The sequence below is a fragment of the Bacillus sp. JJ1122 genome (assembly GCF_036964885.1).
Lineage (GTDB): Bacteria > Bacillota > Bacilli > Bacillales > Cytobacillaceae > Mesobacillus.
Map to the genome: position 1 here is coordinate 1 of NZ_JBALQL010000033.1, position 13,032 is coordinate 13,032.

The 13,032-nt window shown below is 39.7% G+C and carries 16 protein-coding genes; 6 read left to right on the forward strand and 10 right to left on the reverse strand.

Annotated features, from left to right (window positions below; translation table 11 throughout):
- Nucleotides 1-347: 347 nt before the first annotated feature.
- Nucleotides 348-1,304, forward strand: coding sequence for a COX15/CtaA family protein (locus V7201_RS18455; RefSeq protein ID WP_335378228.1), 957 nt, complete (start codon nucleotides 348-350; stop codon nucleotides 1,302-1,304).
- A gap of 36 nt (nucleotides 1,305-1,340) precedes the next feature.
- Here the strand turns inward: V7201_RS18455 and V7201_RS18460 are convergent, their stop codons facing one another.
- Together V7201_RS18460 and V7201_RS18465 are read right to left on the reverse strand one after the other, a co-directional pair.
- Nucleotides 1,341-2,549: an FtsW/RodA/SpoVE family cell cycle protein gene (locus tag V7201_RS18460; RefSeq protein WP_335378229.1), complete on the reverse strand. Its 1,209-nt coding sequence runs from the start codon at nucleotides 2,547-2,549 to the stop codon at nucleotides 1,341-1,343.
- Between the two features lie 210 nt (nucleotides 2,550-2,759).
- Nucleotides 2,760-3,041: a YlaN family protein gene (locus V7201_RS18465; RefSeq protein ID WP_335378230.1), complete on the reverse strand. Its 282-nt coding sequence runs from the start codon at nucleotides 3,039-3,041 to the stop codon at nucleotides 2,760-2,762.
- Nucleotides 3,042-3,229: 188 nt separating this feature from the next.
- Between V7201_RS18465 and V7201_RS18470 the strand changes: the two genes are divergently transcribed.
- On the forward strand, nucleotides 3,230-3,730 hold the full coding sequence (locus tag V7201_RS18470) for a peptidyl-prolyl cis-trans isomerase (RefSeq protein WP_335378231.1): 501 nt from the start codon (nucleotides 3,230-3,232) through the stop codon (nucleotides 3,728-3,730).
- A gap of 130 nt (nucleotides 3,731-3,860) precedes the next feature.
- Here V7201_RS18470 and V7201_RS18475 read toward each other — a convergent pair whose 3' ends face one another.
- Entirely contained in the window at nucleotides 3,861-5,201 is a 1,341-nt protein-coding gene (locus V7201_RS18475) for a PhoH family protein (protein ID WP_335378232.1), read from the reverse strand.
- Between the two features lie 288 nt (nucleotides 5,202-5,489).
- On the opposite strand from V7201_RS18475, the gene V7201_RS18480 reads away from it, so the two are divergent.
- Nucleotides 5,490-6,074: a YhcN/YlaJ family sporulation lipoprotein gene (locus V7201_RS18480; protein WP_335378233.1), complete on the forward strand. Its 585-nt coding sequence runs from the start codon at nucleotides 5,490-5,492 to the stop codon at nucleotides 6,072-6,074.
- A gap of 206 nt (nucleotides 6,075-6,280) precedes the next feature.
- On the opposite strand, the gene V7201_RS18485 is transcribed toward V7201_RS18480, so the two are convergent.
- A complete protein-coding gene (locus V7201_RS18485; protein WP_335378234.1) occupies nucleotides 6,281-6,736 on the reverse strand; it encodes a pyridoxamine 5'-phosphate oxidase family protein in 456 nt (151 codons plus the stop codon).
- 157 nt (nucleotides 6,737-6,893) lie between these two features.
- Between V7201_RS18485 and V7201_RS18490 the strand changes: the two genes are divergently transcribed.
- The gene (locus V7201_RS18490; RefSeq protein ID WP_335378235.1) at nucleotides 6,894-7,094 is read left to right on the forward strand and encodes a YlaI family protein; all 201 of its coding nucleotides are present in this window, start codon (nucleotides 6,894-6,896) and stop codon (nucleotides 7,092-7,094) included.
- Nucleotides 7,095-7,159: 65 nt separating this feature from the next.
- Here V7201_RS18490 and V7201_RS18495 read toward each other — a convergent pair whose 3' ends face one another.
- Genes V7201_RS18495 through typA form a run of 3 tightly spaced genes read right to left on the reverse strand, consistent with a single transcriptional unit; the run spans nucleotide 7,160 to nucleotide 9,636 of the window.
- Complete coding sequence (locus tag V7201_RS18495) at nucleotides 7,160-7,453, reverse strand: hypothetical protein (RefSeq protein ID WP_335378236.1); 294 nt, start codon at nucleotides 7,451-7,453, stop codon at nucleotides 7,160-7,162.
- An 11-nt stretch (nucleotides 7,454-7,464) separates the two neighbouring features.
- Nucleotides 7,465-7,779: a YlaH-like family protein gene (locus V7201_RS18500; RefSeq protein WP_335378237.1), complete on the reverse strand. Its 315-nt coding sequence runs from the start codon at nucleotides 7,777-7,779 to the stop codon at nucleotides 7,465-7,467.
- A gap of 21 nt (nucleotides 7,780-7,800) precedes the next feature.
- Complete coding sequence (typA, locus tag V7201_RS18505; RefSeq protein WP_335378238.1) at nucleotides 7,801-9,636, reverse strand: translational GTPase TypA; 1,836 nt, start codon at nucleotides 9,634-9,636, stop codon at nucleotides 7,801-7,803.
- 153 nt (nucleotides 9,637-9,789) lie between these two features.
- On the opposite strand from typA, the gene V7201_RS18510 reads away from it, so the two are divergent.
- A complete protein-coding gene (locus V7201_RS18510) occupies nucleotides 9,790-9,975 on the forward strand; it encodes a YlaF family protein (RefSeq protein ID WP_335378239.1) in 186 nt (61 codons plus the stop codon).
- A gap of 47 nt (nucleotides 9,976-10,022) precedes the next feature.
- On the opposite strand, the gene V7201_RS18515 is transcribed toward V7201_RS18510, so the two are convergent.
- The 3 genes from V7201_RS18515 to V7201_RS18525 all read right to left on the reverse strand — a co-directional run bounded on the left by V7201_RS18515 (nucleotide 10,023) and on the right by V7201_RS18525 (nucleotide 12,033).
- Nucleotides 10,023-10,484: a GNAT family N-acetyltransferase gene (locus tag V7201_RS18515; RefSeq protein ID WP_335378240.1), complete on the reverse strand. Its 462-nt coding sequence runs from the start codon at nucleotides 10,482-10,484 to the stop codon at nucleotides 10,023-10,025.
- On the reverse strand, nucleotides 10,478-11,281 hold the full coding sequence (locus V7201_RS18520) for an inositol monophosphatase family protein (protein WP_335378241.1): 804 nt from the start codon (nucleotides 11,279-11,281) through the stop codon (nucleotides 10,478-10,480). Before V7201_RS18520 ends, V7201_RS18515 begins: the two co-directional genes overlap by 7 nt.
- A 557-nt stretch (nucleotides 11,282-11,838) precedes the next feature.
- A complete protein-coding gene (locus V7201_RS18525; protein ID WP_335378242.1) occupies nucleotides 11,839-12,033 on the reverse strand; it encodes a hypothetical protein in 195 nt (64 codons plus the stop codon).
- Nucleotides 12,034-12,200: 167 nt separating this feature from the next.
- Between V7201_RS18525 and V7201_RS18530 the strand changes: the two genes are divergently transcribed.
- Nucleotides 12,201-12,821 (forward strand): YktB family protein, encoded by a 621-nt coding sequence (locus tag V7201_RS18530; RefSeq protein WP_335378243.1) that lies wholly within the window; start codon nucleotides 12,201-12,203, stop codon nucleotides 12,819-12,821.
- Nucleotides 12,822-13,032: the final 211 nt, after the last annotated feature.

Below are 13,032 nucleotides of genomic sequence, written 5' to 3' on the forward strand. Positions count from 1 at the left end.
TAAAATCATGACAAGATGATTCCACTGTCTTTCATCTTAATATATATATTTTTGGATAATATTTTCATGATAGCCATAAAGCTTGTATGTATTCTTTTTTGCATGACAAGTACATGCCTTGCACTGCACATTTTACCTATAAAAATCCTGAATGTCCATTAAGGACAAGAAGTATTGAATATTTATCTTTAATTGTGTAGTATCTTAAGTATTGCTTTGTATCCTTTTTCGTCAAAATTCGTTATTATATGGATAGAATTTCTACTTTTCTACAAGATTCTTTTATTATACATGTCAAGATTATTATTTGACAACTTATCGAACTTTAAATAAGCAGGTGATGATTTATGAAACGTTCCCTTAAGTGGCTTGCTGTATTGACCACGATTGGAATGCTTTTTGTTTTGCTCGGAGGAGCACTTGTAACTAAGACAGATTCAGGCATGGGATGCGGCCGATCCTGGCCGCTATGTAATGGAGAATTTGTTCCGACTGATATTACACCGGAATTAATCATTGAACTTGCACACAGGCTTGTTTCCGGAAGCGTCGGTATTATGGTCCTGGCTCTGTCAATATGGACATGGAGGACAATCGGCCATATTCGTGAAACAAAGTTTTTATCGGTATTATCGTTTTTCTTTTTGATGCTTCAGGCATTGATTGGCGCAGCAGCCGTGAAATGGGGTCAATCTGATTTTGTATTGGCGCTCCATTTCGGCATTTCCCTCATTTCATTTGCTGCTGTTCTTTTATTGACCATGCTTATTTTTGAAGTCGATAAAAAATTCCAGGCCGAAAAGCTTGTGATTGATAAGAGAATGAAATTTCATATCATCGGGCTTTCTGTATACAGCTATATGGTCGTATATACAGGTGCACTAGTAAGACATATGAACGCCAGCCTGGTTTGCAAAGACTGGCCATTATGCACCAATGAAGGTCCTCTGCTTCCGACTAATATTTACGAATGGGTCCAGATGGGCCACAGGGCGGCAGCCGGATTCATTTTTATATGGATTGCCTATGTCACCTACCTGGCAATTAAAAATTACAAGGATCAGAAAGTATTGTATTGGGGCTGGATTATTTCTTTCATTCTTGTATCCCTTCAGGTAACTGCAGGCTCAATGATCATATTTACAAGACTTAATCTATATGTTGCATTAGCACACGCATTCTTTATTTCTGTCCTGTTTGGTGTATTTAGCTACTTTATTCTACTTGTTTCCAGAAGCAAGAAAAACGCGGCAAATATCCAAAAGGATAACCCGGTGGATCTACCGCCTGCCACAGCAAAATAAAAAGCTGCAGCTATTGCTGCAGCTTTTTTTTAATTTTTATGATCTAAATTTAAATGTGTTCTGAGTTACGATTGAAGGCTTAGGATTTGGCTCGGCAGTTTTATCCTTCTTGTACTTCTCTTCGTAATTAACAAACATCGAAATGTTCACGAGAATTCCAGTAGCTATCGCCAACTGCAGCAGCGAAGATCCTCCATAGCTTACAAACGGCAGCGGTACTCCAGTTAACGGTATAACACCGGAAGCTCCCCCTAAGTTTATGAAAGACTGAATGCCTATCATGCTGGAAATTCCAATTGCCAGCAGGCTGCCAAATGGGTCCTTGCACCTCAAACCTATAAATATTCCTTTTAAGACAATAAAAGCGAGACTCACTAATACAAACCCTACTCCAAATATACCAAGTTCCTCGGAAATAACCGCAATGATAAAATCTGTATGCGGTTCTGGCAGATAGCCTAGCTTTTGGACACTTTCCCCAAGTCCAAGCCCCTTCAGACCACCTGAACCGATCGCATAATAAGAGTTCGCGAGATGGTATCCGGAATCCTTTTCATCTGTAAAAGGATTGCTGTACGCAGTAAAACGCTCGATTCTCGTTTTCGAGAAAATTTCATCCTGAAGCAAAAGAACTAATGGGATAAGAAAGACCAACCCGATAAGGATCAGCTTAGAAATATTTTTCAGGTTCATTCCTGAAGAAAAAATAATCGTTGCCGCAATCGCAAAAATGATGGCGGCTGTACCAAAGTCCGGCTGAATCGCTACAAGGATGCACACCAATACCAGATACACTAGAGGAGGCACAACGCCTCTATTAAATTCATTTATGTACGATTGCTTTTTTGCATAAACAGCAGACAGATAAATGATTACGCTCAGCTTAGCAAATTCCGAAGGCTGGACACTTCTCGCACCAATTTCGAACCAGCTGAGGGCATTATTCGTTACCTTCCCAAATAGGAATAGAGCAGCAAGCCCGCCTAAAATCAAGCCGACCATCGGCAAGAGAATTTTTGTGCTTTTTATTGCTTTATAAGGAAAGAAAGCAGTAAACACAAACAGAATAGCTGATAGAGTTAGATTTAATTTCTGTTTTTGATAAAAGAAGTCGCTGGGATAATCATATCGTTGGATGGCAGTGACCATGCTGGCACTGTAAACCATGACAAGTCCGAACAAACATAGGAGCGTAATTACAATGATCAATGAATAGTCATATGATTTCAGTATTTTTTTTAACATCGTCTCTTCCCCATCTTCTAAGTTGTTTTATCTATTCTACTATAAGTTGAAATATCCTGCCTTAGTTTAAGTAAAAGTTCGTGAAAACTTAAAACATCTTTAAACTATGTCATATGGGAGTAATTAAAATAAGCGGATCTTTCATTTCATGAATACATAATCACAAAAAAACTCAAACAATCATTTCGGACTGTTTGAGTTTTTATGAATTTATTTTCTTAACGAAGCCTCATGCAGTGCAGAAAGTTCTCTTTCCAATTGGCCAAGAATAACTTTACCGTCCGATTCTTCGATTAAGCCGAGTCTGACTGCAAAATCTATTTCTCTTGATAAGCCGAACATTTGCGTATCCAAAACCTCTTCATAAAGAGGACATTGAGGCATTGTCAGGTTATCCATTTGCACCTTGATCAGCTTTAAAATTTTATCAGCGTCAGCCTTTAGTAAGGCATGGGCTTTTTCCTGATGGTTTATTATCATATCAGACGCCAACTTGATCCCCCCGTTTCCGAGCGATTACCCGATCCTATCTTTAAATTTTACCCTTAAGCCACCAAAAATGCAAGAATATTAAGGATTCAGAAATTATTGGATACAAGCTGAAACACCAGTCAGAATGACATTTTTTCAATTTATCGATATACTTAGGAAAGAAGATGTCTAATAGCAGGAGGAACATCATGGAAACTATTATCCCTATTAAAGGCAAAGTAAAATACAAGATCACATTAGATCCAGGAGTCTGGATATTTGACGACCGAAAAGTTGATTTGAATACATATTTCCAGCAAGAACAATCACAAATCAGTGATCTTGAAGAATACACCAAGTCCATCTCTAAACATTGGGACCGTGAAATTATGGAAGGTGCTGTATATCCCCCAACATTAAAGACAGAAGTTAAGTTCCAAAAGGAAAAGGTGCTGACAGGTACCTTTGGCATCCCATTCAAGCCATTTCTTGAGAATGCTGAGCCTGAATCCGATGCGAAGTATGTTCTTATTGAATGTGGCATGGAGGAAGAGGTTAAACTTACTTTATCAGAAGCTTCTAGGCTTGTTTTGGGGTTTTCAAAAGACGGTAAGCCCTTAACGGAAGATGGCCCATTACATGTTTACTATCATGACGGCTCTAATTCGGAAAATCCAATCAAAAAAGTGACTGGATTTACAGTTGAATAATATGTATGGGTTAACCGAACGGGCATCTTTATCGATGCCCGTTTTTTATTAAAGCTCTTTTGCAAAAGGCTCTGTTTATTGATGGATTACTAATAACTAAGGAAATAGTAATGTTTTCAATTCCAGATTTTTATTTAAGCAATTCTGCAGCAAGCTGTGCGAGAGCGGATCTCTCACCTTTCACGAGCTTCACATGACCAGCAATCTGCTGGTCTTTAAATTTTTCAACCACATAAGTAAGGCCATTATTGTAAGCATCAAGGTATGGATGGTCGATTTGTTCTGGATCTCCCATCAATACAATTTTGCTTCTTTCCCCTACCCTTGTAAGAATTGTTTTCACTTCATGTTTAGTCAGATTCTGCGCTTCGTCTATAATAATGAATTGATCTGGAATACTCCTGCCCCTGATGTAGGTTAATGCTTCCACTTCGATAGACCCCATTCCAGCAAGGATGGCATCTAGTTCTCCTGGTTTTTTTGTATTGAATAAATACTCAAGATTATCATAAATCGGCTGCATCCACGGTCTTAGCTTTTCCTCTTTCTCACCAGGAAGGAAACCTAAGTCCTTCCCAACAGGAACTATAGGCCGGGCCACAAGCAGTTTTTTAAAGATACCGAGATCTTCCGTCTGCATAAGGCCGGATGCCAGTGCAAGCAACGTTTTACCTGTCCCCGCGCGTCCAATGAGCGTTATAAGAGGCAGGTCTTTACGTAATAGTAACTCTAAAGCCATTATTTGCTGTACGTTTCTTGGTCTGATTCCCCAAATATGCTTCCCTTCATGTTCAAAAACCAGTTTCTTTACTTTTTTCTTCTTGCTGTCAACCATGCCAATTGCGGATGCTGAACTCCCGAGAAGATCCTTCATGATTAAAAATTGATTGGGAAAAACAAAATTTTGACCATTCAGATCTGATATATCAAGCTCTCCCTTTTCATAAAAACGATTGAGAACCGAAATATCCAGATATACCTCTGCGTAACCCGAGTACTGATGATTTACTTCCACTACCCGGTCGCTCAGAAAGTCTTCTGCGAGGAGCCCAATCGCATCTGCTTTTACTCTCACCAGAGCATCCTTGCTGACAAGGATTACCTGACGGCCGTCTTCCTTTGTTTGCTCTTCAAGGCTTAAGTTCTTCGCTACAGCCAGTATTCGGTTATCATTTGTCTTTTCTACAAATATTTCCTGCAGCTGATGGAATGAGCGGTGATTAAGCTCTATCCGGAGAGTGCCCCCTCCTTCAAGGTTAATCTTTTCATGCAGTTTTCCTGTGTCCCTCATCCCATCTATAAGCCTTGAAACCTGGCGAGCATTACGCCCGATCTCATCCATATATCTTTTCTTCGAATCAACTTCCTCCAGCACTACAGCAGGTATGACAACTTCATTATCTTGAAAGGAGAAAATAGCATGCGGATCCTGTAATAAAACGTTTGTATCCAGTACGTATATTTTACTCAAATTGATGCCTCCCGCCTTCTTAATCTCGACTCCGACCGACTTGGCAGCCTTGGCCGTGACTTTTGTAAAATATATGACTTCTTGTATAAAGATAGAAGATATTTTGCACAATAACCACTGAGGATTTCTTTTATCAAACATACTTCCGCGGATTTTATCCAATTAACAATGCAATGAGCCGCCGATGCTTTTCATCTGTTCACTTGAAAGATGAATTTTAGATTGAAGTAACTTTCCAAAAGTTCCAATCAACCTTTCAGCAAAAAATTTATAACCGGAGGGGTTAAGATGATTAGATTACTTGCCGTTTTGTCCTTATTATTATTTATGAGCGCCTGTAATGCACTGAATAATGCAAGCGAAGGAAATAATAACCATAAAGTAAAAGTCCAAAATACTGCCATTCAACAGGTAGACCGTAAGTCAGGTCAGCAGATTTCAAAGCATCTGGTGGGACTGACGACTCGTGTGCCCAATGTAGATGATGCAACAGCAGTCGTGATTGGAAGGTATGCAATCGTGGGAATTGATGTCAATGACAAAATGGAAAGATCAGAGGTTGACACTGTTAAATACACCGTTGCTGAAACCTTGAAAAAAGATCCACATGGAGCACGTGCGGTTGTGGTAGCTGACCCAGACGTTACGGCACGACTAAAAGAAATTTCTGCAGATATCAAAGACGGAAAACCAATCCAGGGCATCATGAATGAACTTTCGGACATAACTGGCAGAGTAATGCCAGAGGTACCGGCTGACATGATTGAGCCCCAAACAAAGAGTCCAACCGAAGAACCTAAAAATAAGCTGAGCGACAAAGAAAAGAATAAACTCGAAAAGAATCAAGAGCAAGAATCAAATTACCATAAATAGTGTTCTTTGGGAGTAGATTCTCTATTTTGAAAGAGAAGGACTTATGATCCCTGGACAGCGAATGGTATATCTGCAGCACTTAGATATAGCATTCCAACGTATTTTTGACGGCTCCTAAGAATAATTGATTTGTTCATGATTATACCTTATGATTTCTTGGAATAAAAGGTGCGGCGGGTCAACAAAAAAAGCTTAGTCATTTACGACTAAGCTTTTCTCATTGCATCCATAACCTGCTTATCCAAGCGGGCGGCTGCATCTTTATCATATGTTTTGTCATATTGTGGTTCTGCGACAATTTTTGATCCGTAGAACATTACATCCCTTACTTCACGGATATAAATTTCTACGAGAGCAAGCTTCAACGGAACATCCTCTAGCTTCTCTTGCTTTACACTTGCTTCCCCGCTGATTGAGTATGTAGATTCATTTGCGATTAAATTGATCACCGCTTTATCATTGCTCTTAATATTCTCTATGATTCGGGAACGGTTATCTACCGCAAAATAAATGGTTTGCTCATCCTTTGCCAGCACCCATGAAATAGCACTTACATTCGGACCGCCTGTTTCATGGTCAACTGTCGCCAATGTAACAAAACGTTCTTTTTGCAGTTCATCAAATAAAGCTTTTATCAGTTTAGGTTCAACTTGATTTGCCATATACACCCTCCTTAAACTATCATAATAGTACTACGAACCCTTTACCCAGGGCAAATCAAACGATTTTTCACTTTTTAGACTAAAAACAATGATATACTATAATATAATCCAATCCTAAACATGCTATGTATGATTATTAATGATAAGAGGTGTGGTAATGAGAGTAAAATGTGTGCTGTGCGATAAAATTGAAACAATCAATAGCGATACCCTTCAGGCAAAACGGCTTCGGAATCGTCCGATCCATACATATATGTGCAATTCCTGTGATGAAAGGATTGCCGAAAAAACAAAGCTTAGACTGGCTACAGGCAATTTCCGTCTCTACCGTTCACGGGTCGAAAAAGACGACTGGTAAAACCTTGCCTCTCCTTAACTGTGTGATTAAAATGAAAAATCCGCCTTATAAGGGGCGGATTTTTTTTAGTCTTCTTCAGGGTAATTTACATATTTGTCAGGCTCCTGCCTGATTTGGTCTAGCATCACTTCAATCAGATCTCGCGGAAACCTGTATTCTTTAGATTGGCCTTCTTGTACCACTGTTACATAGTACATGATAGCATCGCGTTTCATCTCATGAGACTCGACTTTGTGCTCTTCAGCAAGGATTTGTTCGAACAGCTGAGTAGTTTCAACCGCTGCAGTGTCGTCCGGCCGGGCATCACTGACAATTTTAATTGTCAGCCAATTATAGATAGCATCCTGGAGTGATTTCATATTGCCAACTCCTATTTCGCATTCATTTCTTCTTTTTTATGCTGGCGCAGCCTCATTTTATAAATGATCAGGATTAACGCTGCAGCGACCAGTCCCTCAGCAATTGGAAGAAATATAGCAAGGAAGGTAAGGACAGTAGAGCCAAGTGACAAGAATGCATAAATTAAAATATTTTTGAACAATGGCAGTTTTTGAGCAAAGCCAAGTTTATAAACGACAATGCTTAACGCTACAATTGTAAGATACAGCAGCCACATGCCAACGGTCGGGTTCTCATCGACTTTAAAAAGTGCTGCAAAAAATGATAATCTCTGGCTTACGTCCATACCTCTTCCCCCTACTTAAGCTTAAATCTCAGCAAACTTTTTCTTCTTCGCTTGTCTTTCACGTTCATTTTTATCAAGAATCTTTTTACGAAGGCGAATAGACTCAGGTGTTACTTCACAATACTCATCATCGTTCAAGTACTCTAATGACTCTTCAAGAGTCATGATTCTTGGCTTCTTGATGACAGAAGTTTGATCCTTGTTTGCAGAACGAATATTTGTTGCTGCCTTTACCTTCGTTACATTTACAGTAATATCGTTTTCGCGAGTGTGTTCGCCCACGATCATACCTTCATAAATTTCTGTACCTGGCTCAACGAAAATTGTACCACGGTCTTCTACCTGCATGATTCCATAAGTAGAAGCTTTTCCAGACTCCATTGATACAAGAACACCCTGGCGGCGTCCGCCTACCTGTCCTTGAAGCATCGGCTGGTAGCTATCGAATGTGTGGTTAATGATACCATATCCCCGAGTCAAAGTTAAAAATTCAGTTGTATATCCAATAAGTCCACGTGCAGGTACATTGAAGATCAAACGAACTTGGCCGCTTCCATTATTGATCATGTCGAGCATTTCACCTTTACGGGCACCAATTGACTCCATAACCGCTCCAGTGTTTTCTTCTGGCACATCAATTTGAACGCGTTCTACCGGTTCACATCTCACGCCATCAATTTCCCTAACGATAACTTCTGGTTTAGAAACCTGAAGCTCATATCCTTCACGACGCATATTTTCAATTAAGATCGATAAGTGAAGCTCACCACGACCAGAAACGATCCATGCATCTGGAGAATCTGTGTTTTCAACCCTTAAGCTTACATCCGTTTGAAGCTGAGCACGAAGTCTTTCTTCAATTTTCCTTGATGTTAAATATTTACCTTCTCTGCCGGCAAATGGACTGTTGTTAACAAGGAACGTCATTTGAAGTGTTGGCTCATCGATTCGTAATACTGGAAGTGCATCCTGCTGGTCAAACGGACAAACTGTTTCACCAACGTTGATATCTTCCATTCCAGATAAAGCAATCAAATCTCCAGCATAGGCTTCCTGTACTTCCTGACGCTTCAGACCAAAGAATCCAAAGATTTTTGTAACACGGAATTGCTTAACTGATCCGTCCAATTTCATAAGTGCAACCTGCTGGCCTACCTTCATTGTACCGCGGAATACACGTCCAATACCGATTCTGCCAACATAGTCATTATAATCAAGAAGCGCAACCTGGAATTGAAGTGGCTCTTCGCGATTATCAACTGGCGCCGGAATATGTTCAATGATTGAATCATAAAGTGACTGCATGTTTTCATCCTGCTTTTCCGGATTTAAGCTTGCAGTACCATTGATCGCTGACGCATAGACAACCGGGAATTCAAGCTGATCTTCATCTGCTCCAAGTTCAATGAACAAATCAATTACTTCATCCACAACTTCTTGCGGACGAGCAAAATCACGGTCGATCTTGTTAACAACAACAATTGGAGTCAAATGCTGTTCAAGCGCTTTTTTCAAAACAAAGCGAGTCTGTGGCATACAACCTTCATATGCATCGACTACCAATAATACGCCATCAACCATCTTCATGATACGCTCAACCTCACCGCCGAAGTCGGCGTGGCCAGGAGTATCAAGGATGTTGATGCGGTTATCCTTATATTGAATCGCTGTATTTTTCGCCAGAATGGTAATACCGCGTTCTCTTTCTAAATCATTTGAATCCATTGCACGTTCTTCAACATGCTCATTGGTACGGAATGTACCTGATTGCTTCAGAAGCTGGTCAACCAACGTTGTTTTACCATGGTCAACGTGGGCAATAATTGCTATATTTCTAATATCTTCTCTTAATTTCAAAAAAGTCACCCTGCCTTTAATATCGTAATTTATCTATTGGCTTTTTTCACAACCTACATATTATAACATAATTTGAGTAGAAACCTAAAAGCATTTTAATGTACAATTAAATATATTATTATTTGCAACCAAAAGTCGAATGGGGGAACTACCTTGAAGCAAATAAAATGGCCATTATTATTTTTCGCTTTTGCAGCCGCTTCATGCATGATTGGGATAGGAATTGCCATTGGGGAACGGAGCATACTTGGTGTAATCGCTTGTATTGTCGCTCTTATTTTCGTAATGGGGTTCGGTTTTAAAAAGAAAAAGAAAATGAGGGAAGCCGGAGAGCTTTGATCCTCTGATAAAATTTCATTATAAAAGCCGGCTGTAACCCTAGCCGGCTAAACAAGCGGGCGAACCATGATCAAAAAGGTTTCGCCTTTATTTTTTTCTGATTTAAATTGTTCGAATCCACAATCACTCAGGAAGTTAGACCACTCATATTCATCTATCGGTACCCCCGCGAATATCGCCCTATGGTCTTTCTCTTTCAAATCTGCAGCAAGCTGATTCAAGATCGACGCTGCAATGCCTTTTCGTCTTTCCGAGGCTTTGACCAGTACAGTTCCAATCCAGGCTTTACGGTTTGATGGAGCTGCCTCCAGGTGGTATGTGATTGCAGCTGGTGAGCCTTCCCTTTCCCAAATTCGCCATTCACCAGCTAATTCTTCATATTGATTCATATAATGACTTAGCTCAGCACCATGCAATTCATTTTTCCGCCATTTACCACTTGCTGAAATTACTTCTTGAAAAAAAAGGAGATCTGTATTCTGGAATGCCCTCCACATCAATTTTACCATTTTCCATCCTTAAGATAATTTTTTAATATATCTCCATGAAGTCCCGGTTTTGAAACGAACAAAGAATTTTCCTGAAGCATATCGAATTCTTCTCCCCTGAGAGTAGTAGCTTCTCCGCCAAGCTCTTTAATCATGATGATGCCTGCGGCAATATCCCACGGTGCCAGTCTCGGAGTGATGTATGCATCTATTCTTCCTGTCGCTACATATACCATTTCCATGGCTGCTGAACCATATGAGCGGGTCCCGCGTACATCTTTGACAAGGGGAATAAGTAATTCATGGTTAATTCGCTTATTAGGTGCTACCCATGTTGCATTCAGGGCAATGATGGATTCATTCACTTTAGATGGCTCAAGATTTGGGATTGAATTCTCATTCAAATAAACACCATTTCCTTTGATGCAATGGTACAGTTCATCATGAACCACATCATAAATCAAACCGATCATTCCTTCTCCGTCTATATAAATCCCGATTGAAATCGCAAAGTTACGCTGCTGATGGACAAAATTCATTGTTCCATCGATCGGGTCAATAATCCAGACTACCCCTGAAAGGGCGGTTACCTTATCCCCGTAGCCTTCCTCTCCCAAAATTCGGTGGTCTGGGAAAGTTCCTTTGATTTTCTCGATGAAATATTTTTCTGTCCCTTTGTCTATATCTGTAACCAAGTCATTTGGATTAGATTTTGACGTGACATTCAATGTTTTTGGAAAAGAAGCCCTTATATTTTCTCCAGCCTCTTTAACCCATTTTTTTGCATATGTATCAATCTCTTTCAAATTGTAATCCATTCAGCTGTCCCCCGATCCTTTACTTTAATAAGATCATTACTTAAATTTTATGGCCTTGATTAACAATATAGGTTAATGTTTTTAATTCACTTATAAACCCCCGACATAAGTATGGAGTATATCTTAGCTTAGCGGATTTATTTCCTTCACATCAAGTTTTAGGATTCCCCCTTACGGTGATCTTACATGCAAAGAGTGATTAATCTTATCTAAAAAATGGCTCTGCTAAATAAGGCTGTTGATTTTCGTTCGAGGCGCTTCGCTTTCGGCGGAAGAATTATGTAAAAGCCCGAATGCCGACTTTTACATAAACAAATTCTTCAAGAGGCTGGCGCTAAGCCTCCAGGACTATAAACAGCTTCCTTGAACCTGCTCACGCACAATGAAAATATGTTAGGTTTACCGAAGGAGTCATTTAGGAATCAGAGCCAAAAACATAAGAAACGAACTCCGTCATCAATACAGGAGTTCGTTAAAGGCGGATGTTGATGCAGTTTTCTATAACTAATTTCTTCATTAGCTCTTTTCCTTTTTCTTTCTGATTCATTTTATCAAGATTACAATGCTTTTAACCGCAATAATTCCTGTCTGATTCTTTCTAATCTTTGTTTGCATTCTTTCATTTTAGGCTTATCAGAGTCATTCATAGCGTCAAAAAGTGTAGCCAATTCATAATCCATTTCTAATCTCAGGACTGCTGTCCGCTGCATTTCACCATTTTTTTTTCTTGTCGAATTTATTAGTTGTTTCATTATTCTACACTCCTCTATTTATTTTCTGGATTTTTATTTATTGTATGAACTTTTAAGTTGCTGTGGTACAAATATGTGCGTATACCTAGTTTTCGAAAATGCCTGTTGCTTCAAATTTCGATAAGCTTTTGCTACAATATTTGACAAAGCAGTAGGAGGTTATCATATTGTCATTTTCAGGATTCACACAAGCTGATTTTAATGTTTTTAATATTGACGGTCTCGACGAACGAATGGAGGCCTTGAAATCTCAAATCCGGCCCAAGCTGGAAGCGCTCGGTCATCACTTTGCTCCAACTTTATCGAGCCTCGCAGGTAATGAAATGCATTATCATGTTGCAAAACATGCACGAAGAACAAAGAATCCTCCAAAGGATACATGGGTTGCTTTTGCAAGTAATCCAAGGGGTTATAAAATGCTCCCTCATTTTCAAATCGGACTATGGGAAACCCATGTTTTTATCTGGTTTGCCGTAATTTACGAAGCACCTGATAAGGAAGAATTCGGGAAGAAGCTAGAAAAAAACATTCATTCCATCTACAAGCAGATTCCGAAGGATTTCTATTGGTCTGGCGATCATATGAAGCCAGATGCCACCTTGCACAGCGAATTAACCAAGGAAGAACTCCTTACAATGTTCACTCGCCTTCAGACTGTGAAAAAGGCTGAAATCTTATGCGGAATGAACATTCCACGCGAGCAAGCCGTCAACATTAGCGGTGAAGAAATGCTTTCCAAAATTGAGTTTGTATTTAAAGAGATATTACCCCTATATAAATTGGCATAAACATAGAAAAACAGAGGCAACTTCTCAACTCCAACAAGCGTTACCTGTCCAAAACCTGTAGTCTGCACTTGTACACAACAGCAGAGCCGTTTTAGCCCCCCTAGTAAAGTAGTTTGCCCTTATAGGTAGGCAATTGGAAGCTCTTCTAATAAGAAAAGCGCAAGCGCCTCGGTCAGCCCCGACAAGCGCTGGAGGTCCTGACAGTGAAGTC

Coding starts and splice junctions, on each gene's coding strand:
- V7201_RS18455 (WP_335378228.1), top strand. CDS start 348: ATGAAACGTTCCCTTAAGTGGCTTGCTGTATTGACCACGATTGGAATG.
- V7201_RS18460 (WP_335378229.1), bottom strand. CDS start 2,549: ATGTTAAAAAAAATACTGAAATCATATGACTATTCATTGATCATTGTA.
- V7201_RS18470 (WP_335378231.1), top strand. CDS start 3,230: ATGGAAACTATTATCCCTATTAAAGGCAAAGTAAAATACAAGATCACA.
- V7201_RS18480 (WP_335378233.1), top strand. CDS start 5,490: ATGATTAGATTACTTGCCGTTTTGTCCTTATTATTATTTATGAGCGCC.
- V7201_RS18485 (WP_335378234.1), bottom strand. CDS start 6,736: ATGGCAAATCAAGTTGAACCTAAACTGATAAAAGCTTTATTTGATGAA.
- V7201_RS18490 (WP_335378235.1), top strand. CDS start 6,894: ATGAGAGTAAAATGTGTGCTGTGCGATAAAATTGAAACAATCAATAGC.
- V7201_RS18495 (WP_335378236.1), bottom strand. CDS start 7,453: ATGAAATCACTCCAGGATGCTATCTATAATTGGCTGACAATTAAAATT.
- V7201_RS18500 (WP_335378237.1), bottom strand. CDS start 7,779: ATGGACGTAAGCCAGAGATTATCATTTTTTGCAGCACTTTTTAAAGTC.
- V7201_RS18515 (WP_335378240.1), bottom strand. CDS start 10,484: ATGGTAAAATTGATGTGGAGGGCATTCCAGAATACAGATCTCCTTTTT.
- V7201_RS18520 (WP_335378241.1), bottom strand. CDS start 11,281: ATGGATTACAATTTGAAAGAGATTGATACATATGCAAAAAAATGGGTT.
- V7201_RS18525 (WP_335378242.1), bottom strand. CDS start 12,033: ATGAAACAACTAATAAATTCGACAAGAAAAAAAAATGGTGAAATGCAG.